The sequence below is a fragment of the Nocardia sp. CNS-044 genome (genome assembly GCF_059570515.1).
On sequence record NZ_JCANSX010000006.1, the window covers coordinates 652,915 to 673,573 of the forward strand.

Sequence of the window (20,659 nt, forward strand, 5' to 3'; positions counted from 1 at the left end):
ACTCAGGCTAGCCCCAAATCGACGTCCGGACGCCAGCCCTTCCGCGTGTCGGAGTCGATCAGAACGGAGCCTGCGCCCACCACAGGTCGCGGACCTCGTCGAAGGTGTGCCCCGGCCAGGCGACCTCGACCAAGACCGACGAGACCATGGGGGCCACCCAGCCGTGCGTGGCCAGCGCGAACGGCGCGGCGGGATCGGTCGGCCGGAAGACCTGGAGCCCGCCCGGCCTGCTGAATTCGCGCTCACCCGTCAGCGTGGCGTGCGCCGTCAGGTACGCCTGGACATCGCGGAATCCCGCGTACTCGGTGTACCACGCCGTGACGCCGTCCGGATCGGTGCAGACGATCTGGCGCAGCGGCACCGGGTCGCCGGGCTGGGTCACCACCGTCGCGGCCGCGTGACAGCGTGCGCCACGCCAGCCCGTTCCCTCCGGGCTCGCCGGGATGAGCTCGGGAAAGGCGATCGCGATGGAATGCTGCGCGCCCCACGGCAGGGGCTGCGGCCGGTTCGGGCGCACGAACTTCCAGTACACGCCGACAGCCGCGACCCCGCCCACCCCGAGCATCAGTGCCGAGACGAGCAGCAGCACGGAGAACGTCCGCCAGCCGGAGGAGACCTGCCGTCCTGGCGCTCGGCTCACGGCATCGCTCGCCCAGTTGTGCGCGGACGCAGGCCGGCGGGCGACAACCGCGTCGGCGGGATGCGGAACCGCGGGCGGCGTACTCGCAACTGACGCGTCCTGCCACCCCGGAGCGTCAGCCGAGTTCGACACTGACGCGGGCGCGGGCGGCGAGCAGTCGGCTGGACTTTGCGACACTGCGGCAGCCGCGCGCCCAGCCAACGCCCGTGCCGCCGCGTCGGCGAATTCACCGCAGCCCGCGAACCGGCGCGCCGGGTCCTTGTCCATCGCCCTGGCGATGACCTCGTCCACCGCGGGCGGCAGACCCGGCACGAGCGCACTGGCATTCGGCACCGGTCGAGTCAAGTGGGCAGCGATGATCGCGCCGGGGTTGGTCGCGGTGAACGGCGCCTGTCCGGTCAGCAAGGCGAACAGCGTGCAGCCGAGCGCGTACTGATCCGCGCGCTGATCGACCGCCTCGTCCGAAAGCTGTTCCGGCGCGGCATAAGCCAGCGTGGCGAGCAGTTCGCCGGTCTTGGTCAGCTGGCGGGTGTCCTCGCGCATCCTCGCGATGCCGAAATCGCTGAGCAGTACCCGGTCGCCGCCGCCGTGCGCGGCGCTCAACAGGATGTTGGCGGGTTTCACGTCGCGGTGCAGCACGCCGCGGTCGTGCGCGTAGTCCAGTGCCGCCGCGGTCTGCGCGACGATCCCGGCGGCCCGCGCCGGGTCCATCGGCCTGCCGCGAAACGCGGCCGCGTCGCCGCCGTCGACGTACTGCATGGAAATCCACAGCACACCGTCGTCGGCGCCGCGATCGAGCACCGACACGATGTTCGGATGATCCAGCCGCGCGACCACATCGGCCTCGCGTTCGAACCGCCGCCGCGCCTCCTCGTCGGCGTAGAGCTCGCGGTCGAGCAGCTTCAGTGCGATCAGTCGCGGCAGCCGGGGATGACCGGCCAGGTAGACGGTGCCCATCCCGCCGCGACCGAGCACCCGCTCGATCCGGTATCCGGCGAACACCTCGCCGACGGCGAGCCCCACCCCCTGCATCGCAAACCTTTCGCCGAGCCGATCGAGCGCCTCGAGTGTAAGCGCACCGGAGCCAGCTCGACCGGGCGAAATCAGTTCGCGCGCAAGCGCTCCGCGGCGGCGGCGATGCGTTCGTCGGACGCGGTCAGCGCGATCCGCACGTGTTCACGGGCCGTCGGTCCGTAGAAGTCGCCGGGCGCGGCGAGGATGCCGCGCTCGGCCAGCCAGTCCAGGGTGGTCCGGCAGTTCTCGCCGCGCGTGGACCACAGGTACAGCCCCGCCTCGGAGTGGTCGATGCGGAAACCCGCGCCCTGCAAGGCGTTTCGCAGCTGCTCGCGGCGGGCGCGGTAGCGTTCGCGCTGCTGGCCCTCGTGCGCGTCGTCGCCGAGCGCGGCCGTCATCGCGGCTTGGATCGGGTAGGGCACCATCATGCCCGAGTGCTTGCGCACCTCCAGCAGCTCGGCGACCAGTTCGGGATCGCCCGCCACGAAACCGGCGCGGTAGCTGGCCAGGTTCGAGGTCTTCGAGAGCGAGTGCACCGCCAGCAGACCGGTGTGGTCGCCGTCGCACACTTCGGGATCGAGGATCGAGAGGGGGCGGCTGTCCCAGGACAGGCCCAGGTAGCACTCGTCGGAAGCGACGATCGCGCCGCGCTCCCGCGCGAAGGCCACCACCTTGCGCAAGTGCTCGAGCCCGAGCACCCGGCCGGTCGGGTTGGACGGCGAGTTGAGGTAGATCAGCGCGGGCGACTGCGGGCCGAGCCGGGTGAGCCCGTCCGCACGCAGCACCTGGGCGCCCGCCAGCAGCGCGCCGACCTCATAGGTCGGGTAGGCGATCTCGGGAATGACCACCAGATCGCCGGAGCCGAGGCCGAGCAGCCGCGGCAGACCCGCGATCAGTTCCTTGGTGCCGATCACCGGCAGCACTGCCGCCGGATCGAGGCCGGTGATTCCGTACCGACGCTTGAGCGCGTCGACCGCGGCGGCGCGCAGCTCGGGCGTGCCGTGCGTGGTCGGGTAGCCGGGCACCTCCGCGACCGCGTTCAATGCCGCCCTGATCAGCGGGGCGACGGGGTCTACCGGGGTGCCGACCGAAAGATCGACGATCCCGTCGGGATGCGCCGCGGCTCTCGCCTTCACCGACGCGATGGTGTCCCAAGGAAAATCGGGTAGCAAAGCGCTGACCCGGCCACGCGAACTCACTTACGGTCTCACTCGCCCATCGGAGGAAGTTCTTTGATGAACGGCGGGTCGTAGTCCACCTTGCCGACCTTGGTCGCGCCGCCCGGCGAGCCCAGCTCGTCGAAGAAGTCGACGTTGGCGTTCACGTACCCGCTCCACTGGTCCGGCGTGTCGTCTTCGTAGAAGATCGCCTCCACCGGGCACACCGGCTCACATGCACCACAGTCCACGCACTCGTCCGGATGGATGTACAGCATGCGACCACCCTCGTAGATGCAGTCCACGGGGCATTCCTCGATGCATGCCTTGTCCTTCACGTCAACGCACGGTTCAGCGATGATGTACGGCACTGCCGCTCTCCTAGTCTGTCCTCACCTGCGGGGATGGTCCGCCACGCGAAACCCTATCCCGACCACCCCACGTTACTACTGGTCAGCCTGCCCTAACTTCACCGGCTCCGCCCCCGGTCGCGGCCGGTGTGCCGAGCCTTCGCATCCGCACCGACGTCCAGTGGACGATGGTAATCGCCCATCGACCCTTCCGTCGCGCGAGTGCGAGTTTCGCACCCGCGCGCGGCGGGGGCCTACCTCACCGACAGCGACAACGTGTGCGGCTTGCGCTCTACCCGCCCGTAGGTCGTCGTGCGCTCCCGGGCCGGGCGGCCGATGCCGGTGGCGATCTCGGTGAGCTCGGCGACCGTCTTCGCGGAGCCGTGCTGGGAGCCGGCCATGCGGGAGATGGTCTCCTCCATCAGCGTGCCGCCGAGGTCGTTCGCGCCGCCGTTGAGCATCATCCTGGTGCCCGCCGTGCCGAGCTTGACCCAGCTGGTCTGGATGTTGTCGATCCGGCCGTGCAGCATGATCCGTGCCAGCGCGTGGGCGGCGCGGTTGTCGCGGATCGTCGGGCCGGGACGTGCCGCGCCCGCCAGGTACAGCGGCGCGCTCTGGTGCACGAAGGGCAGCAGCACGAATTCGGTGAAACCGCCTGTCTCGTCCTGGATTCCGCGGAGGACGCGCAGGTGGCCGACCCAGTGCTTCGGGTTGTCGACGTGTCCGTACATCATCGTCGAACTGGAGCGCAGCCCGACCTGATGCGCCGTGGTGATCACCTCGATCCACGCGGAGGTCGGCAGCTTGCCCTTGGTGAGCACCCAGCGCACCTCGTCGTCCAGGATCTCGGCGGCGGTGCCGGGAATGGTGTCGAGCCCGGCCTCCTTCAGCGCCACCAGCCAGTCGCGGATGCTCTGCCCGCCGCGCGAGGCCCCGTTGACGATCTCCATCGGGCTGAAGGCGTGCACGTGCATGGACGGCACCCGCTGCTTCACCGCGCGCACCAGGTCGGCGTAGCCGGTGACCGGCAGGTCCGGATCGATGCCGCCCTGCATGCAGACCTCGGTGGCACCGTCGACGTGCGCCTCCCAGGCCCGGTCGGCGACCTCGTCGGTGCTCAGCGTGAACGCGTCGGCGTCGCCCTTGCGCTGGGCGAACGCGCAGAAGCGGCAGCCGGTGTAGCAGATGTTGGTGAAGTTGATGTTCCGGTTCACCACGTAGGTGACGTCGTCGCCGACGGTGTCGCGGCGCAGTTGGTCGGCCAGCGCCGTGACCGCCTCCAGATCGACGCCCTCGGCGGTGGCCAGCGCCAAGTAGTCGGCGTCGGACAGCGCCGCGGGATCGCGTTCGGCGGCGCGCAGCGCGGCGAGCACGTCCCCGTCGAGCCGTTCGGGGGCGGCCAGGTCGCGCGCCTGTTCGCGAATGGTGTCCCAGTCGCCGAAGGCGCCGACCACGTCCTGGCCCAGCGCGGAGTCGCTGCGGCTCTCGGTGTTGCGGCCCTCGGTGTCGATCGAGGTGTTCAGGTCGATCCGGCCCGCCGACTCCCACGATTCGTCCGGCTCCTGCCACGGCAGGCCGACCGGCAGCGCGTCCGGGTTCGCCAGTCCGGTCGCGGGATCGGTCAGCGCGGCCACGTGCGCGCCGATCCGCGGATCCACCCACGGGTTGCCCGCACGCACGTATTTGGGGTGCGCCGAAGTCCTTTCGACGAGCTGGTAGCCCGCCGCCTCGGTGATCTCGCGCAACGTGTCCAAATTCGGCCACGGCCGTTCGGGATTCACGTGATCCGGGGTCACCGGCGAAACGCCGCCCCAGTCATCGATGCCCGCGTCGATCAGCGCGAGGCATTCCTCCAGCGACACCAGGTTCGGCGGGGCCTGCACCGGCACATCCGGGCCGAGCAGCAGGCGGGTCACCGCGATGGTCGCGCGGAACTCCTCCAGACCGGCGTCGGGCGCGTCGCGCATGGCGGTGTCGTCCTTGGCGCGGAAGTTCTGGATGATCACTTCCTGGATGTGTCCGAAAGCCTTGTGCTGCTTGCGGATCGCCATGATGGACTCGGCGCGCTCGGTCAGCGTCTCGCCGATGCCGACCAGGATGCCGGTGGTGTACGGCACCGAGAGCCGACCGGCGTCGGTGATGGCGCGCAGCCGGACCGCGGGGTCCTTGTCGGGGCTGCCGTAGTGGCACTCCCCCTTCTCGGTGAACAGCCGCGTCGAGGTGGTCTCCAGCATCATGCCCATGGACTGCGCCACCGGCTTGAGCCGCGCGATCTCCTCCCAGCTCATGACGCCGGGGTTGAGGTGCGGCAGCAGACCGGTCTCCTCCAGCACCATGATCGAGACGGCGCGCAGGTAGTCCAGCGTGGAGTCGTAGCCACGCTCGTCGAGCCACTGGGCCGCTTCCGGCCAGCGCGCCTCGGGCCGGTCGCCGAGGGTGAACAGCGCCTCCTTGCAGCCGAGCGCGGCGCCGCGGCGAGCGATGTCTAGTACCTCGTCGGGCTCCAGGAACATGCCCTTGCCCTCGGCCCGCAACTTGCCCGGCACGGTGACGAACGTGCAGTAATGACACTTGTCCCGACACAAGCGGGTCAGCGGAATGAACACGTTGCGCGAATAGGTGATGGTCTTCGACCTGCCCGCCGATTCCAGACCGGCGTCGCGCACCCGCGCCGCGCTGCGACACAACTCGACCAGGTCCTCGCCGCGCGCGTGCAGCAGCACGGCGGCCTCGTCCACGTTCAGTGTCACCCCGTCTCGGGCCCTGCGCAGCGCGCGGCGCATGGCCGACGGGCTGGGCGGGACTGGCGGGACGCTCGGTGTCGCTAGCTCGGTCACGCCCTCGATCATGCGCTACCCATCCTGGACTGTCTCCCTCCAGTGCTCGTGTGTGAGCGTAGTCAGCTCACCGCGACGGCGAGTTCCGCGAAGCCCGTCGTGAGCGTTCACAACCTCACCGCGCCTCACCGTTATTCCACCGGCGTGGCGCGGGGCGGTGAATGTTCGTGCAACCATGACAACCATGTCGCAGCCGCGCACGATCATGGCCGACCCGGCCTGGCGTCCAAGCCCCAAGGCGAAACTGCTGTGGACGGTGCAGGCGGGGCTGGCTTGGGTGCTGCCGTTCCTCGCGCTGCTCGTGTGGATGGCGGTGGACTCGGGCCACCGCGGCTTGCAGCTGACCGCGCTGGCGATCGGGCTGGTGTGCGCGGTGTTCAGCATCGCCGTCGTGCCGTGGTGGCGCTACGCCGTGCACCGGTGGGAGGTCACCGACGAGGCCGTGTACACCAGGGTCGGCTGGCTGGCCCAGGAGAGCCGGGTCGCGCCGATCTCGCGGGTACAGACGGTCGACACCGAACGCGGTCCGCTGGAGCGGCTGCTCGGCCTGGCGACGGTGACGGTCACCACCGCCTCGTCGGCGGGCGCGGTGCAGATCTCGGCGCTGGATCTGCCGGTCGCCGAACAGACCGTCACGCGGCTGACCGAGATCGCCGCGCGGCATCGCGGGGACGCGACGTGACCGAGCGCCTGCCCGCCGACGCCGGACCACCGTGGGCGCGCCTGGATCGGCGAATGCTGTTGGTGCATCCGGTCACCGAGGTGGTCAAGTTCATCCCGGTGCTGATCGGTTCGATCATCCTCGGCACGAGCAGCGGCAACCCCGCCTGGAGCATCATCCCGCTGGCGCTGATCGTCGGGTTCGCGTTGACCCGGTGGTTCACCACGACCTACCGGGTCGGCCCGACACATGTCGAATTGCGCACCGGATTGTTGCAGCGCAGGGAGCTTTCGGTGCCGCGCAGCCGGATCAGGTCCGTCGACATCGAATCCGACCTGCTGCACCGAGCGCTCGGACTTTCCGTCGTGGTCATCGGCACCGGGCAGCAGGCCGACAGCGGTGAGAAGTTCAAGCTGGACTCGCTCGACGCGCGGGTGGTACCCGCGTTGCGCGCGGAACTGCTCGCGCACACAGACCGACCGGCGCCGACTACTCCCGCCGTCGGCCTATCGGAAGACAAAGCGGCACAAGAACATTCGGCCGAGCGCGAGATCGGCCACTGGCGGCCGCAGTGGGTGCGGTACGCGCCACTCTCGCTCACCGGATTCGCCGTCATGGCGCCGATCGTGGGCGCGGCGTTCCAATACGGGTTGGGCCAGCGGCTGTTCGAATCCGACGCCGCGCACGACATCGGGGAAGGCACCGCCCTCGCCATCGCACTCGTCGTGCTCGGCTTGTTCGCCGCGATCGTGCTCGTGGTCAGCCTGGCGGCCTGCACGCGGTACCTGACAACCTATTTCGGCCTCCGCGTCCTGCACAACGGCCGCACCCTGCACGTGCGCCACGGCCTGTTCACCACCAGACAGATCACCCTCGACCTGGCCCGGTTCCGCGGCGCCACGGTGAACGAGCCACTGCTGCTTCGTCTTTCGGGCGCAGCCGAACTCGAGGCGATCATGGTCGGGGAGAACCCGCGCCAGAAGATCCTCCCGCAAGCCCCGCGCGCCGCGGTCGAACGGACGTTGGGGGAGTTGCTGGATGGGGGCGCGAAGCCCGATCGCACGCCACCGAGCGCCGAGCCAGGTGCGGCCGCTGTCGGGCTGCCGCTTCCGAGTGGACCGGCGACGCCAGAGCTCCACGATGCTGCGGCGAGCCCGAGTGCCACCGGTGCGCCCGTTGCTCCTGCGCTGAGCACCGGCGACGCGTCGGGCCGCACTTCCGCGGGCGAACCCCTGGCGCAGATGTCCGCGCGGCTCACCCGCCACGGTCCCGCCGCGCGCCGTCGCCGCTACTTCCGGGCGCTGTCGCCCGTCGTTCTGCTGACCTTCGCGGTGCTCGCCTTCGCCCTCGAAGGCCCGGTCCCGCCGTTGTGGTGGCTGCTGCCCGGCATTGCCGCGATCATCGCGATCGCCCTGGCCGAAGACCGCTACCGGGGCCTCGGCCACGTCGTCCTCCCCCGCACCGCCACCTCCCCCGCGTGGCTCATCACCCGTTCCGGAAGCCTCGACCGCGACCGCGACTGCCTCGAAGCCCCCGGCGTCATCGGCTGGACCGTCCGCCAATCCTTCTGGCAGCGCCGCGCCGGTCTGGCCACCGTCATCGCGGCCACCGCGGCGGGCAAGAAGCGCTACCTCGTCATCGACATTCCGATCGCCCAGGCCTGGACGCTCATCGAATCCGTCACTCCCGGGGCGCTCGGCTCCCGCTGAAACCTCGCCGCACGCGTCGCTGCCGAGGCGCGGCGTTCCAGAAGTTTGCGGCGCGGCCGATGAGGCACACCCCGGTGCGGGGACGTGTCGTTCGACGGTGGGCGCAAGGGTGCGGCGTTGAATGTGGGTGTGGTCGAGACCGTAGCGCGGGACGAGTCACGGATCGCCGATCGGCGGATGCGCCGGATGCAGCGCGGCGACGCCTACCGGCTCACCGCGTTCGGAGGTCTGGCGGCGTTGTCGCTGGACGCACTGTCCAGCGTCGCCTACGGGCCGGAGGCCATCGTCCTGGTGCTCGTCGCGGCGGGCGCGGCGGCGGTGCAGTGGACGTTCCCGGTCGCGCTGGCGATCGCGGCCCTGTTGCTGGTGCTCGTCCTGTCCTACCGCCAGGTGATCGCGGCGCACCCGGACGGCGGCGGGGCGTACGCGGTGGCGAAGAAGGATCTCGGCCGGGGGGCCAGCCTGCTGGCCGCGGCCAGTCTGGTGGTCGACTACGTGCTGACGGTCGCGGTCAGCCTTTCGGCGGGCGCGGCGAGCTTGGCCAGTGCGTTTCCCGCGTTGCGCGACCAGGAGCTGGCGGTCGCGCTCGCGGCGCTCACGCTCATCGCCGTGGTGAATCTGATCGGTGTCGCCGAATCCGCCAGGGTGCTGATGGCGCCGATGCTGCTGTTCGTCGGCTGCGTCCTCGGCGTGATCGCGGTCGGCCTGCTGCGCCCGGAGCCGGTGGCCGTGGTCGGCGACGCTCCCGGGCCACTGGTTCCGTACGAGGCGCTCGGAGTGTGGTTGCTGCTCAAGGCTTTCGCCGCGGGCTGTGCGGCGTTGACCGGTGTGGAGGCGATCGCTAACGCGGTGCCCTCGTTCCGCACGCCCGCCGTCCGGCGCGCCCAGCACACCGAGGTCGCGCTCGGCGTACTGCTGTGCGTCATGCTGCTGGGCCTGGCGCTCCTCATCCGCCTACATCACGTGGTGCCACGGGAAGGAGTGACGATCCTGGCCCAGCTCGCGGCGGGCGCGTTCGGCACGGGGTGGCCGTTCTACATCGTGAACGTGGCCGTCGCGATAACGCTCGGGTTGGCGGCCAACACCAGTTTCGGCGGACTGCCGGTGTTGCTCGCGCTGCTGGCCAAGGACCGCCGGATGCCCTCGCTGTTCACGCTGCGTTCCGAGCGGCCGGTCTTCCGATACGGCGTGACCGCCCTCGCCATCGCGGCGGGCACGATTTTGATCGTGGTGGACGCGGAGACGCACGACCTGCTTCCTCTCTACGCGATCGGCGTCTTCATCGGATTCACCCTGAGCCAATGGGGACTCGTCCGGCACTGGAAGCGGCAGCGCGATCCGGGATGGGCGCCGCGCGCCGCGCTCAACGGATTCGGCGCGTGTCTCACCGCCGTCGCCGCCGTGGTGCTGCTCGGCGAGAAGTTCACCGAGGGCGCGTGGCTGCTGCTGGTGATCATCCCGCTGTTGATCACCTTGTTCGCGCGGACCGAGAACTACTACCGCACGGTGGCGGCGGAACTGCGCCTCGGCGAGATACCGGCGCGACCCGAAAAGGGCTCCGAGACAGCGGCTCTCGTCATCGTCCCGGTGGTGGCCGTCAGCGAGGCGACCGCTCGCGCCCTCGCCGCCGCCCTGCGCATGCGCGGCGAAATCGTCGCCGTGGCAGCGGAAATCGACCCGGCCGCCACCAAACGCCTGAGCGCGCGATGGAAGGAATGGGATCCGGGCGTCCCGCTCACCGTGCTGCCGTGCCCGCATCGCAGCCTGATCGCCACCCTCGTCGGCTATGTGCGCAAACAATCCGCCGCGGGCCGCGACGTCACCGTCCTCCTCGCCCACGTGGAAGCCCGCCACTGGTGGCACCGCCCCCTGCACAACCCGCGCGGCCCCGTCCTCGGCGCCGCCCTGCGCGCCCGCACCGACGCCGTCATCGCCACCCTCCCGATCCGCGTCGACTGAACCGACCCGCTGGCCGCGCCCACCCAGCGTCCTCACCGAGCCACCGCGCGCCCCGCAGCCCAGGTCATCACCACGAGGCGCGCAAAGGTCTGCGACCTCGGCCCGTCGTCGCAGAGTCACAACACGCCCGCGGCCCTGCTGCGCGGCACACAAAGGCTGCGGTCGTCGACCGTTCGGCTATCGACCACCGGGGTCCGCGGCCAGATGCATCGGGCCCGCCCGATCCGCGGCGTGCCTCGCGACCCATGCGAGGCGCGCGAAGGTCTGCGGAGTCAGTCGTGGGCGGGGCGGAGGTAGATGTAGGCCAGCGGTGGGACCAAACCGCAGAGGAGCAGGAGCAGGGTGGGCCAGTCGCTCAACAGCATGAGGTCGCCGCCCGGCCCGGCGAAGGTGCACGCCAGGAAGCCGAAGGTCCAGACGATGACCGGGAGCAACGCGACGCGGGTGCTGTCGGTGAGGGTGCGCATAGCCGCGATCAGCAGGACGTTCAAACCGGCGGCGAGCAGAGCCGTCACCGGTAGAGCGAACGTGCCCGAACTCGCGACCGCGGCCAGCGGCGCGGCCACCAGGGTAGGCTCCTCGTCGGGCGGCAAATGCGAGGTGCCCAGGTACACCGGCAGATAGAGGACCTCGAAGGCGAGGGTGAACAACCCGCTCAGGGTGAGCACGGCCATCAGCGCCAGCCGCAGGGGTTCGGCGATCCACCCTCGATCATCGGTACGTGGCGCGTCCACGCGCTTGTCGAGCGCCGTCACGGCACCGGCGGGTAGCCGAGGAGCGTCAGCAGGTGGCTCTGCATGTCGACGAAGGCGTACAGCACCGACATGTACAGCTCGTGCTGGTGCTCCGCGCCGGGGCGCAAGCTGTCCACGAAGGCCGAGATGGCGTTCTGGAGGTCCCAGTTGTACACGTCCAGGAGTCTATGCCCGGCGGCTCGGCTCGGATCACGCACCATCGACCGGGATGTTCGTGACCACCCGGAACTACCCCGTACAGCCGCGGCGAACCAGTCGTCGATCAGCGCCGGGACGATCAGCGCGATGGTCCAGCCGCCGACCGATCAGTCGAACCCGGCCGGTGCAGACAGCGGATTCAGACAATCCCGGCAAACAGGTCGTGTTCGCGCCCATCCGGCCCGACCGGCCCGCGCGTGCCACGAACCAGCACGTAGTGCTCCTCGGGCAGCACCGGCTGGGCGATGTTGTTGGACAGCGCGAACTCTCGCCCCGAAGGCGCGACCGTCACCTGCGTCGCGTGCGCCCGCAACGCCGCCCGCTTGGCGGCCAACGCGTCCGACACCTCGACGGTGGTGGTGACGGTGTGACTCGGCACGCTCGCCAACTCCCCCGCCCCTGGCAGCCGCCACCCGCGCGGCAGCGCGCCGGGCAAGCCTTCGACGGTGCGGCGGGCCAGTGCCTCGGTGTGCAGCCGCAGCATGTCGGCGTCGGTCACCGTCCAATAGAACTTGGGCACGTCCCAGCCGCGCTCGGCCGCCGCCTCGACCGCGGCTGTGGCGACCTCGTGAGCCCGGATGTGATCGGGGTGGCCGTATCCGCCGCGCGGGTCGTAGCCGATCACCACCCGCGGTCGCAGCTCGAGCAGGATCCCGACGAGCGCGTCCACCGCCTCGGCGCCGGAACTCACGAACGCCCTGGGGTGTTCGGCCGAGGGCGTCCCCGCCATGCCGGAATCCCGCCAGCGGCCCGCCCCGCCGAGGAAGCGCGGCGGCGCGGCGTCCAAAGCGGCCAGCGCCCTTGTCAATTCGAGAACGCGGTAGCCCCCGAGTTGATCGGCGTGCGCGGCGGTCAGCTGCGCCCACTGCTCGCCGATCACCTCGCCCTCCTCGCCGAGGGTGCAGGTCACCACGGTGACCGGAACGCCGCGGCGGCGGTAGTGCGCGATGGTGCCGCCGGTGGTGATGGATTCGTCGTCCGGGTGCGCGTGCACCAGCACGATGCCGCCGGGCCCGTCCGGTTTGGTCACGGGATCCTGCGCCACATCGAGGCATCACCGAAGATGCCCACCTGGATGGCCCCGCTCAGCGACGCGCCGTCCACCCGGGGACCCGCGGCGGCGACCACGTTGTCCTGCACGATCGGCAGCACGGTGGCAAGTCCCCACAGCGCGGGCTCGGCATCGGCGAGCACCTTGGGCACGTCGATACCGCGCAGCGCGACGTCGATCGCGGGTTGCAGCACGGGATCGCACACCCCGGACAGGTTGCTCGGCGCACGCCGCGCCGCCTCGACCGCGGCCTGCGCTTCACCGTCCCCGAGACCGGGATCCGGCGGCAGGCAGCTGTAGCGGGACGCCAGCACGGTGGCCGGATCGGCGCCCGCGACCTCCCAGCCGACGATCGCGTCCACGCCGCCCTCGACCAGTTCCTTGCCGTACAGCTCGTCGGCGGCGAGGCTGCGGACGCTGGCATCGATTCCGGCGCTGCGCAATTGGTCGGCGGCGGTGCTGGCCACCGCGAGCGCGGTCGCGTCACCGGTCACCGCGCCGATCCGCAGCGCGAGGGTCTTGCCGTTCTTCGCGATCGGGCGCGGTTGCGGCGCGGGCGAGGTCGGCGAGATCACCGGCGGCGGCTCGGGTGCGCGCGCGAAACCCGCCTCGGCGAGCAGCGCGAACGCCTCGTCGGCGGTGGGTCGCGGCGGCGCGGTCGGCGCGTAACCGGGATCCGACGGCGTCAGGATCTGCGCGCGCACCGGTTCGACCCACCCGCCGGTCTGCGCGCCGACGGTGGCGAGCAGCGCGGGATCGAGCAGCGCGAGCAGCCCGCGCCGCACCCGCGGGTCGGCGAGTTCGGTCGTGCGCCCGTTCAGGACGAATTGCAGTTCGCGCGACTGCGGCATGATCACGGTGCGCACCGAGGGGATCGCGGCCAGCTGCGCCTGGGTCGCGACGCCGCCGTGCACGAGCGCCATCTGCGCGTCACCGGTGCGCAGCGACTCGGCCAGCTGCGCGGGAGTTCCGCCGCGGCGCAACAGGATCTGATCCGGCGCGGCCGGGGTGCCCCAGTAGCGGTCGTTGCGTTCCAGCAGGATCTCGTCGCGACCGGGATCCACCGACTTGATCGCGAAGTTGCCGCCGGACACCGGGATTCCCTCCGCGAGTCCGTTGGCGAAACCACCCGGCTGATCCTTGATCAGATGGGAGGGAAGCAGATTCGCGAACAGTTCGCGCCACGCGGGGTACGGCTGAGTCAGCACCACGGTGACCGTCTTGCCGCCGCCGGAGGAGTTCACATCCGAGATCAACCGGTAAGCGGCGGAATCCGCGACACCGGGCTGCGTCAGCATCTGCTGCCACAGGAAACGGAAGTCCTCGGCGGCGATGGGCGCTCCGTCGGACCAGTTGGCCTGGTTGCGCAGCGTGTAGGTGATGGTGAACGGCTCCTGGCTGGTGACCTCCGCGGCGGTCACCAGCGCGGTGTCCGGCACCCAGTCCGTGCCGCCCGGCACCGACGGACTCGGCACCGGACGGAACGGGCTCGGCAACACCATCGAACTCACCGCCGAGGTGGCGGGCGACTGATCGGAACGCAGGTGCGGGTTGAACCCGATACCGATGTCGTCGATCGCCACCACGACGGTGTTCTTGCCCGGCTTGGCGGGCGTCGTCTTCGGGCTGTCCGTGCTCTCGATGGGCGGGGGCGGGTTCGCGGTGCATCCGGCGAGCACCGTCGCGGAGGCCGCCAGCAGAACCGTCAGTGCGCGCAGCATCGCGCGTCGTCTTGCCCCCGAGCTCACGTTCGGCACTCTACAGCGCGGCCCGGTCCCGCGCCTTCCGCCTGGACAGCTCGCGGGCCCGCTCGTTCTGGCCGAGGATGACCTTGCGCACCCGGACCACCTCGGGGGTGACCTCGACGCACTCGTCGGCGGCGCAGAACTCCATCGCGCCTTCCAGGTCCAGCTGCAACGGCTTGGCCAGGGTCTCGATGACGTCGGCGGTGGAGCTGCGCATGTTGGTCAGCTTCTTCTCGCGGGTGACGTTGATGTCCAGATCCTCCGCGCGCGGGTTGATGCCCACCACGTGGCCCTCGTAGGTGTCCGCGCCCGGCTCGACGAAGAACTGGCCGCGGTCTGCGAGCTGGATCATCGCGAACGGCGTCACCGACCCCGCGCGGTCGGAGACCAGCGAACCGGTGTGGCGCGCCCGGATCTCGCCCGCCCACGGCGCGTAGCCGTGCGAGACGGCGTTGGCGATGCCGGTGCCGCGAGTCTCGGTGAGGAAGTCGGTGCGGAAGCCGATCAGGCCGCGCGAGGGAACGATGAATTCCATCCGCACCCAGCCCGCGGCGTGGTTGTTCATCTGGACCATCTTGCCCTTGCGGGCGGCCAGCAGCTGGGTGATCGCGCCGAGGTACTCCTCGGGGCAGTCGATGGTCAGCTCTTCGTAGGGCTCGTGCACCTTGCCGTCGACCTGCTTGGTCACCACCTGCGGCTTGCCGACGGTCAGCTCGAAGCCCTCGCGGCGCATGGTCTCGACCAGGATGGCCAGCGCCAGCTCACCGCGGCCCTGCACCTCCCAGGCGTCCGGGCGGCCGATGTCGAGCACCCGCAGCGACACGTTGCCGACCAGCTCCTGGTCCAGGCGCGACTTCACCATGCGGGCGGTCAGCTTGTGGCCCTGAACCCGGCCGACCAGCGGCGAGGTGTTGGTGCCGATGGTGACCGAGATCGCGGGTTCGTCCACGGTGATGCGAGGCAGCGCGACCGGGTTGTCGATGTCGGCGAGGGTGTCGCCGATCATGATCTCCGGGATGCCCGCGATGGCGACGATGTCGCCCGCGACGGCCACCTCGCCGGGCTGACGCTCGACGCCGATGGTCTGGAGCAGCTCGGTGATCTTGACCTGCTTGACGCCGTCGGCGTGCATCCACGCCACATTCTGGCCCTTGCGCAGCTCGCCGTTGTGCACGCGCACCAGCGCGAGGCGGCCGAGGAAGGCCGAGGCGTCGAGGTTGGTGACGTGCGCCTGCAGCGGCGCGGCGGCATCGCCCTTGGGCGCCGGGATGCACTCCATCAGCACGTCGAACAGCGCGTCGAGATTCTCCGCGTCGGGGGCGCTGCCGTTCTCGGGGCGCTCCTTGGAGGCCTTGCCCTCGCGACCGGAGGCGTAGAGCACCGGCAGGTCGAGTGCCAGCTCCGCGGCCTCGGCGGCGGCGTCGTCCAGGTCGGAGGCCAGATCGAGCAGCAGGTCGTGGCTCTCCTCGACGACCTCTTCGATGCGGGCGTCGGGACGGTCGGTCTTGTTGACGACCAGGATCACCGGCAGCGACGCGGCCAGCGCCTTGCGCAGCACGAACCGGGTCTGCGGCAACGGCCCCTCGGAGGCGTCCACCAGCAGCACGACGCCGTCCACCATGGACAGACCGCGCTCGACCTCACCGCCGAAGTCGGCGTGGCCGGGGGTGTCGATGACGTTGATGACGGTGACCGAACCGTCCGCGTTGTGCCGGTGCACCGCGGTGTTCTTGGCGAGAATGGTGATGCCCTTCTCGCGTTCCAGGTCGCCGGAGTCCATCACCCGGTCGACCGGTTCGGCCCGCTCGGCGAAGGCGCCCGACTGGCGCAGCATGGCGTCGACCAGCGTCGTCTTGCCGTGGTCGACGTGGGCCACGATGGCGACGTTGCGAAAATCGCGTGCAGACGACACGCCTGAATCCTCCTGCTGTTGGTGTTGGTGCCGACGGTGCTCGGTGTCCGGCGTGTGCGGGACCCTCCGTGGTTACGCAGGCTGCTGCCTCCGGGTCCTGACTCACACGCCGGGCCCCCTGCAAACAGGTGGAGAATGGAAACTCACCGGGCATCTCGGCCAGCTACACAGTACCGGCAACCGGGTGACCCCTCCGATTCAGGCGCTCGAGTAAGGGTATGCTAACCGTCGTGGGCAAGGTCAAAGCGAAGAAGGTTTCGAGTCTGAAACCGAAGAAGAAGTGCTGTCGTAAGAAGACGCGCTGCTTCAAATGCCCCGTTGTCATCATGCGGATGAAGAAGGCCGAGGCAGCGGGCCTGACCGGCAAGGATTTGAAGAAGGCGCTGAAACAGGCTCGCGCGGCCTGAGTTTCACCGATCCCGGTGCACCTCCGGCAAACGGGGGTACAACCGGCATATGAGCACTCCACTGCTATCCGAAGCCGAGATCGCGGACGCGCTGGCCGGACTGCCGAATTGGAGCCGGTCCGGCGACAACATCACCCGCACCATCAAGGCCGCCTCGTTTCCGGCGGGCATCGATCTGGTGCGCCGGGTCGCCGACGCGGCCGAGGCCGCGAACCATCACCCCGACATCGATATCCGGTGGCGAAATGTGACCTTCACGCTGTCCACCCATTCGGCGGGCGGACTCACCGCCCTGGATCTGGGCCTGGCCCGCGAGATCGATCTGCTCGCGTCGCAGTCCGACTAGCCGCGGGGGACAGCCCCGCACCGAACGGTCCCCTGACCGCCGCGCACCCGGACAACCGCCGACCCGGGAGGCGGCCGAACTACGCGCGCTGGACCACCGCCGCCGGGCTCACCTCCGATCGGCTGAGACCGGGCCACCGCTGCCCAGCTCACCCCGATCGCCCGCGCGCGCCGACCCCGGGCGGGGCCGGACTACGCCCGCGCGGAATCCTCCGCCACCATCTCGCTCGCCGCGGGCTCACCCGACCGCTCGCGCCGCGCACCCGACCAGATGATCCACGCGAACAGGACGAGCACGCCGAGCACATCCACCGCACCCAGCCAGGACAGCACGCCGGGCCGGGAGATCTCCCAGATCGTCGGCTGGGCGAACGACAGCACCCACGGCACGCCGATCAACATCGTCACCAGCCAATAACCGGCCAGGATTCGCGCGCCCGGCGATCGCCGCAGCGGACCGTAGACCAGCCACAGCACCGTGGGCAGCAGCCAGACCCAGTGGTGCGACCACGAGATCGGCGAGATCAGCAACCCGAACAGCTGCACCATCAGCAGCGTGCCCATCCGGTCGTCCGGTTCCAGCGCCCGCCAGGCGAAGAAGGCCAGCACCGCGAACGCGAGCACCGCCGCGATCCACACCGGGCCGGACTCCACGTCGTGACCGAGGATGCGGCTCAGCGTCCCGCGCAGCGACTGGTTCCACACCGAGCCGACCGGGCCGATCCGGTCCGCGTCACCGAGCAGCGTGCCGAAGTAGCGGGTCGCCTCGTGGTTGTTGATGAGGTAGCTGATGCCGACCGTCGCGCCGAACACCACCGCCGACCACAGCGCGGTCCCCCAGCGCCGCCGCGCGACGAAGTAGAGGCCGGTGATCGCGGGCGTCAGCTTGATGCCCGCGATGATGCCGACCAACCCGCCCGAGACCCACCATCGCGAACTGCGCACCGCGAGCATCGCGCCGAGCACCAGGAAGACGTTGACCTGTCCGTAGTCGATCGTGGTGCGGACGGGCTCGAGCCACACGCCGACCGTCGTCCAGCCGATCGCCGCCGCTCGCCAACCGGGTTCGCGCAGCCGTCGGGCGCCGACGATCAATTCCAGCGCGATCCAGACGACGCCGTACAGCGCCGCCACCGTGGCCAGCAGCCAGCCCACCGCGATCACCTTGAACGGCAGGAAATGCAACGGGAAGAAGACCAGCGCGGCGAACGGCGGATAGGTGAACGGCAGCGGGAAATCCGGGGTCTTCTCCGCGTAGGTGAAGTCGTAGAGCCGGTCGGTGAGCAGCGCCGCCGAACCGTCCACGTAGACGTGCAGGTCGACCAGGTTCATTCCGTTGGGCGACACCAGCATCCACAGCAGCCTGGCCAGAACGGATAGACCGAGCAGCAACACCGCCAGTCGCAGGTGGGCAGCGGCCGGACGCTGGTCCGACCGAGCGCTGTCTCGGTTCAAATCGCGGGCTTTCGGGTCGGGGGGCGGTCGCGAAAACGCGACCCGCCGGTGTCCGGTGTGTCGGCGACAAATGCCGAAGGCTGCGACTAGATTAACCGGAGCGCTGCTCTTCTCTGTGCACGCTATGCACAAGGGATAACATTTGCATCACCTTTCACACTGGTAACGCCCCGCCGCGCTACGTTCCGATAACACTGATCGTCCACAGCACAACGTGATAACGACCACGGCTGTACAACTCGGTGGTCGTGTCCTTAGAGTGACCCCCGAAACAATGGGTTTTCCCCCGTTGACCCAGATGTACCCGAGGTAAGGACGGCTAGACCAGTGCTTCGCACCCGAGGATCGCGGATCGCATTGACCGCACTCGCCCTGGCGGCGAGCGCTTCGCTCGCCGCGCCGACCGCAATAGCGGCACCGGCGCCCGCCCACGCCGCGGTTTCGAACAGCGTTCCGATGGTGCCCGAGGGCGTCCCGGTGGACGCGATCGCCGCGCTCACCCCCGCCATCGTCGGCGCCATCGCAGGCCCGGCCGATATCGCCAACGGGCCGCAGTCCGCGATCCTCGATCAGGCGCGCATCCTGCTCAACACCCTGAATCTGCCGCCGCAGATCAAGTCGACCCTGGAACGGATCATCACGTTCCTCGACGGCAGCGGCGGCGGCGGTCCCGAACTGCCGCAGGACGGCCCCGTCATCGCGCAGTTCCTCTACCCGACCATCGGCAAGGGCTGCATCAGCCCGACCGCCGACTCGGTCGGCACCGCCCTAGCCGTGCCCGGCCCGGCCACGCTGCCCCCGCCCGGACCGGAGTCCGGCCAGACCGGCTTCGTGTTCACCGCGCTCGGCACCAAGGCGCCGACCGCGCAGCAGAACCCGCCGATGACCGTGCAGTGGCTGAACCTCGACACCCGGCAGTCCGGCGTGCAGGCGCTGACGGGCGAGTCGAAGATCAACCCGGACGGCCCCGCTACCCTGTCCGCCATCGTGAACACCGGCCGCGGCCGGATCGTCGCGGTGGTCGGCGGCTCGCTCACCACCCAGGCTCCCGACGCCGCGCCGCGCACCTGCTCGTTCCTGCCGACGCTCGGTTTCTTCACCGTCGCTTGATGTTTCGAAGCCCGGCCGGTCGTACGCGACCGCCGGGCTTCGGCATGTCCGGCCGACACACCGCGGCAATCGCGGCGATAGTCCCCGGCCGGGTCCGGGGTGTGGTAGACCGAAGGCATGCCGACTGTCGAAGGAACGGTACGACCCCGCTCGATCCGGAGCAGGCGCTCACGCCGGTCGATCCTGTCCATCCGGTCCGAAGGCTCGATACTGTCCATCGGATCGGCCTATTCGATCCTGTCCATCGGCAGCGTCGGTTCGGTGCTCTCGGTCGGATCGGTCGGATCGTTCGCGTCCGTGATCTCCTCCGGCTCCTTCGCCAGCCTCGGCTCGGCGCTGTCGGGCCTGTCCCGCTGGTCGCTGCTGTCCTGGATGGGTGATCACGAGGCGCCGGAGACGCGGCCGAATCTGCGCGTGGTGCCCGACGACGAACCGGATCTGCGCGTCGCCCCGGTCTGCCACTGCCAGACCTAGGCGTACCTCCGCCCCGCGCTCACCACTGCCCGTATTCGGGCTTCAGGATGTTGTTGAGATCGATGCCGACGCCGTCGATGGCGCGCTTGTCGATCTCGAACTGGTGCAGGTGCGCGGCGGGGTGCACATACCCCTTCGGGGTGCCCCAATTGTGCTGCCAGTACCAAGAACCCAGGCCTGCCGCCCGCGCGAGATCAATCGTCGGCGAGTTGGCGTAGACGCCGACGTTCTGCTTGCCGAGCACCGCTTCCCAGCCGAGCAGGTACGGCGCGATCATGGTCGCGAAGTCGACCGGGGTCGGATTGTCGTCGATCGAGGCGTAGATGGGTCTGCCCTCGGGGCCACCCGCGGCCAGGTGCAGCTCCAGCCCGCGCTCGGCGTGCTCCTTGCCCGCCTCGAGTCCGCCGCGCCAGTCGGCGGTCGGCCCCTTGCCGAACTGATAGCAGGACACGATCTTCAGTCCGGCCTCGGTGAGCGCCTCGGCCTCGCGTGCGAGCAGTGGCTTGCCCACCATCCATTCCGCGCCGGGCCGCCGATCCGAGACATAACGAATGACGCCGACATGACCGGCTTCGAGAATCGCGTCGGCCGAGGGCACGCCACCGGAATAGTCGATCAGCGTGCCGAGTGATCCCGTCGCGGAGGCGGACGCGGCGGTGCCGGTTACCCCCAGCGCGGCGGCCGCGGCGGTATAGGCGAAAAGCTTGCGGCGGGACAGATCGAGAGAACGCATCGCAGGACTCCTTCGCGCAACCCCCATTGGCTGGCAGCGGGCCCGGCGCACCTTCCCCAAGGCTCACACGCGCGCCGGGAGCCTCGAACGTGCACTCATTCCACCACATTTCACATTCGAACCGCTAGACCCATTCGACCCAGTTAC

Annotated in this window: 18 protein-coding genes; 7 read left to right on the top strand and 11 right to left on the bottom strand. The window is 69.9% G+C overall.

The features are described from left to right. Positions 1–58: 58 nt before the first annotated feature. The 4 genes from T333_RS11665 to T333_RS11680 form a co-directional block, all read right to left on the bottom strand. Positions 59–1,672, bottom strand: coding sequence for a serine/threonine-protein kinase (locus T333_RS11665; protein WP_496424446.1), 1,614 nt, complete (start codon positions 1,670–1,672; stop codon positions 59–61). A gap of 71 nt (positions 1,673–1,743) precedes the next feature. Next, positions 1,744–2,853: a succinyldiaminopimelate transaminase gene (dapC, locus tag T333_RS11670; RefSeq protein ID WP_496424447.1), complete on the bottom strand. Its 1,110-nt coding sequence runs from the start codon at positions 2,851–2,853 to the stop codon at positions 1,744–1,746. An 8-nt stretch (positions 2,854–2,861) separates the two neighbouring features. After that, on the bottom strand, positions 2,862–3,182 hold the full coding sequence (fdxA, locus tag T333_RS11675) for a ferredoxin (RefSeq protein WP_011211287.1): 321 nt from the start codon (positions 3,180–3,182) through the stop codon (positions 2,862–2,864). A 233-nt stretch (positions 3,183–3,415) separates the two neighbouring features. Continuing rightward, positions 3,416–6,010: a bifunctional FO biosynthesis protein CofGH gene (locus T333_RS11680; RefSeq protein WP_357250610.1), complete on the bottom strand. Its 2,595-nt coding sequence runs from the start codon at positions 6,008–6,010 to the stop codon at positions 3,416–3,418. 172 nt (positions 6,011–6,182) lie between these two features. Between T333_RS11680 and T333_RS11685 the strand changes: the two genes are divergently transcribed. The 3 genes from T333_RS11685 to T333_RS11695 all read left to right on the top strand — a co-directional run bounded on the left by T333_RS11685 (position 6,183) and on the right by T333_RS11695 (position 10,327). Continuing rightward, a complete protein-coding gene (locus T333_RS11685; protein WP_355001878.1) occupies positions 6,183–6,680 on the top strand; it encodes a PH domain-containing protein in 498 nt (165 codons plus the stop codon). Positions 6,681–6,733: 53 nt separating this feature from the next. After that, complete coding sequence (locus T333_RS11690; RefSeq protein ID WP_496424774.1) at positions 6,734–8,368, top strand: PH domain-containing protein; 1,635 nt, start codon at positions 6,734–6,736, stop codon at positions 8,366–8,368. Between the two features lie 177 nt (positions 8,369–8,545). Next, on the top strand, positions 8,546–10,327 hold the full coding sequence (locus T333_RS11695) for an APC family permease (RefSeq protein WP_496424775.1): 1,782 nt from the start codon (positions 8,546–8,548) through the stop codon (positions 10,325–10,327). Positions 10,328–10,599: 272 nt separating this feature from the next. Here T333_RS11695 and T333_RS11700 read toward each other — a convergent pair whose 3' ends face one another. The 5 genes from T333_RS11700 to typA form a co-directional block, all read right to left on the bottom strand. Further along, entirely contained in the window at positions 10,600–11,082 is a 483-nt protein-coding gene (locus T333_RS11700) for a hypothetical protein (RefSeq protein WP_357250607.1), read from the bottom strand. Next, complete coding sequence (locus T333_RS11705; RefSeq protein ID WP_097245437.1) at positions 11,079–11,237, bottom strand: hypothetical protein; 159 nt, start codon at positions 11,235–11,237, stop codon at positions 11,079–11,081. Before T333_RS11705 ends, T333_RS11700 begins: the two co-directional genes overlap by 4 nt. Positions 11,238–11,419: 182 nt before the next feature. Then, positions 11,420–12,310 (bottom strand): N-acetyl-1-D-myo-inositol-2-amino-2-deoxy-alpha-D-glucopyranoside deacetylase, encoded by an 891-nt coding sequence (gene mshB, locus T333_RS11710; protein ID WP_357250604.1) that lies wholly within the window; start codon positions 12,308–12,310, stop codon positions 11,420–11,422. Continuing rightward, positions 12,307–14,052 carry an ABC transporter family substrate-binding protein gene (locus T333_RS11715; RefSeq protein ID WP_496424776.1) on the bottom strand — a complete coding sequence of 582 codons (1,746 nt, stop codon included), beginning with the start codon at positions 14,050–14,052 and terminating at the stop codon, positions 12,307–12,309. The genes mshB and T333_RS11715 overlap by 4 nt, the downstream gene beginning before the upstream one ends. Positions 14,053–14,089: 37 nt before the next feature. Beyond that, positions 14,090–15,988 (bottom strand): translational GTPase TypA, encoded by a 1,899-nt coding sequence (gene typA / locus T333_RS11720; protein WP_355001881.1) that lies wholly within the window; start codon positions 15,986–15,988, stop codon positions 14,090–14,092. Between the two features lie 230 nt (positions 15,989–16,218). Between typA and T333_RS11725 the strand changes: the two genes are divergently transcribed. Together T333_RS11725 and T333_RS11730 are read left to right on the top strand one after the other, a co-directional pair. Then, entirely contained in the window at positions 16,219–16,395 is a 177-nt protein-coding gene (locus T333_RS11725; protein ID WP_097244929.1) for a hypothetical protein, read from the top strand. Positions 16,396–16,444: 49 nt separating this feature from the next. Further along, positions 16,445–16,741, top strand: a complete 297-nt coding sequence (locus T333_RS11730) for a 4a-hydroxytetrahydrobiopterin dehydratase (RefSeq protein ID WP_355001882.1) — start codon at positions 16,445–16,447, stop codon at positions 16,739–16,741. A gap of 191 nt (positions 16,742–16,932) precedes the next feature. On the opposite strand, the gene T333_RS11735 is transcribed toward T333_RS11730, so the two are convergent. After that, the gene (locus tag T333_RS11735; RefSeq protein WP_355001883.1) at positions 16,933–18,195 is read right to left on the bottom strand and encodes a mannosyltransferase; all 1,263 of its coding nucleotides are present in this window, start codon (positions 18,193–18,195) and stop codon (positions 16,933–16,935) included. Positions 18,196–18,522: 327 nt separating this feature from the next. Between T333_RS11735 and T333_RS11740 the strand changes: the two genes are divergently transcribed. Both T333_RS11740 and T333_RS11745 read left to right on the top strand, forming a co-directional pair. Beyond that, positions 18,523–19,305: an Rv1157c family protein gene (locus T333_RS11740; RefSeq protein ID WP_357250599.1), complete on the top strand. Its 783-nt coding sequence runs from the start codon at positions 18,523–18,525 to the stop codon at positions 19,303–19,305. Between the two features lie 117 nt (positions 19,306–19,422). Beyond that, positions 19,423–19,779, top strand: coding sequence for a hypothetical protein (locus T333_RS11745; protein ID WP_355001885.1), 357 nt, complete (start codon positions 19,423–19,425; stop codon positions 19,777–19,779). Between the two features lie 19 nt (positions 19,780–19,798). On the opposite strand, the gene T333_RS11750 is transcribed toward T333_RS11745, so the two are convergent. Then, positions 19,799–20,512: a DUF1906 domain-containing protein gene (locus tag T333_RS11750; protein ID WP_496424448.1), complete on the bottom strand. Its 714-nt coding sequence runs from the start codon at positions 20,510–20,512 to the stop codon at positions 19,799–19,801. Between the last annotated feature and the right edge of the window lie 147 nt (positions 20,513–20,659).

Coding starts and splice junctions, on each gene's coding strand:
- T333_RS11665 (WP_496424446.1), bottom strand. CDS start 1,672: ATGCAGGGGGTGGGGCTCGCCGTCGGCGAGGTGTTCGCCGGATACCGG.
- T333_RS11680 (WP_357250610.1), bottom strand. CDS start 6,010: ATGATCGAGGGCGTGACCGAGCTAGCGACACCGAGCGTCCCGCCAGTC.
- T333_RS11685 (WP_355001878.1), top strand. CDS start 6,183: ATGTCGCAGCCGCGCACGATCATGGCCGACCCGGCCTGGCGTCCAAGC.
- T333_RS11690 (WP_496424774.1), top strand. CDS start 6,734: ATGCTGTTGGTGCATCCGGTCACCGAGGTGGTCAAGTTCATCCCGGTG.
- T333_RS11695 (WP_496424775.1), top strand. CDS start 8,546: ATGCGCCGGATGCAGCGCGGCGACGCCTACCGGCTCACCGCGTTCGGA.
- T333_RS11715 (WP_496424776.1), bottom strand. CDS start 14,052: ATGCTGCGCGCACTGACGGTTCTGCTGGCGGCCTCCGCGACGGTGCTC.
- T333_RS11730 (WP_355001882.1), top strand. CDS start 16,445: ATGAGCACTCCACTGCTATCCGAAGCCGAGATCGCGGACGCGCTGGCC.
- T333_RS11745 (WP_355001885.1), top strand. CDS start 19,423: ATGCCGACTGTCGAAGGAACGGTACGACCCCGCTCGATCCGGAGCAGG.
- T333_RS11750 (WP_496424448.1), bottom strand. CDS start 20,512: ATGCGTTCTCTCGATCTGTCCCGCCGCAAGCTTTTCGCCTATACCGCC.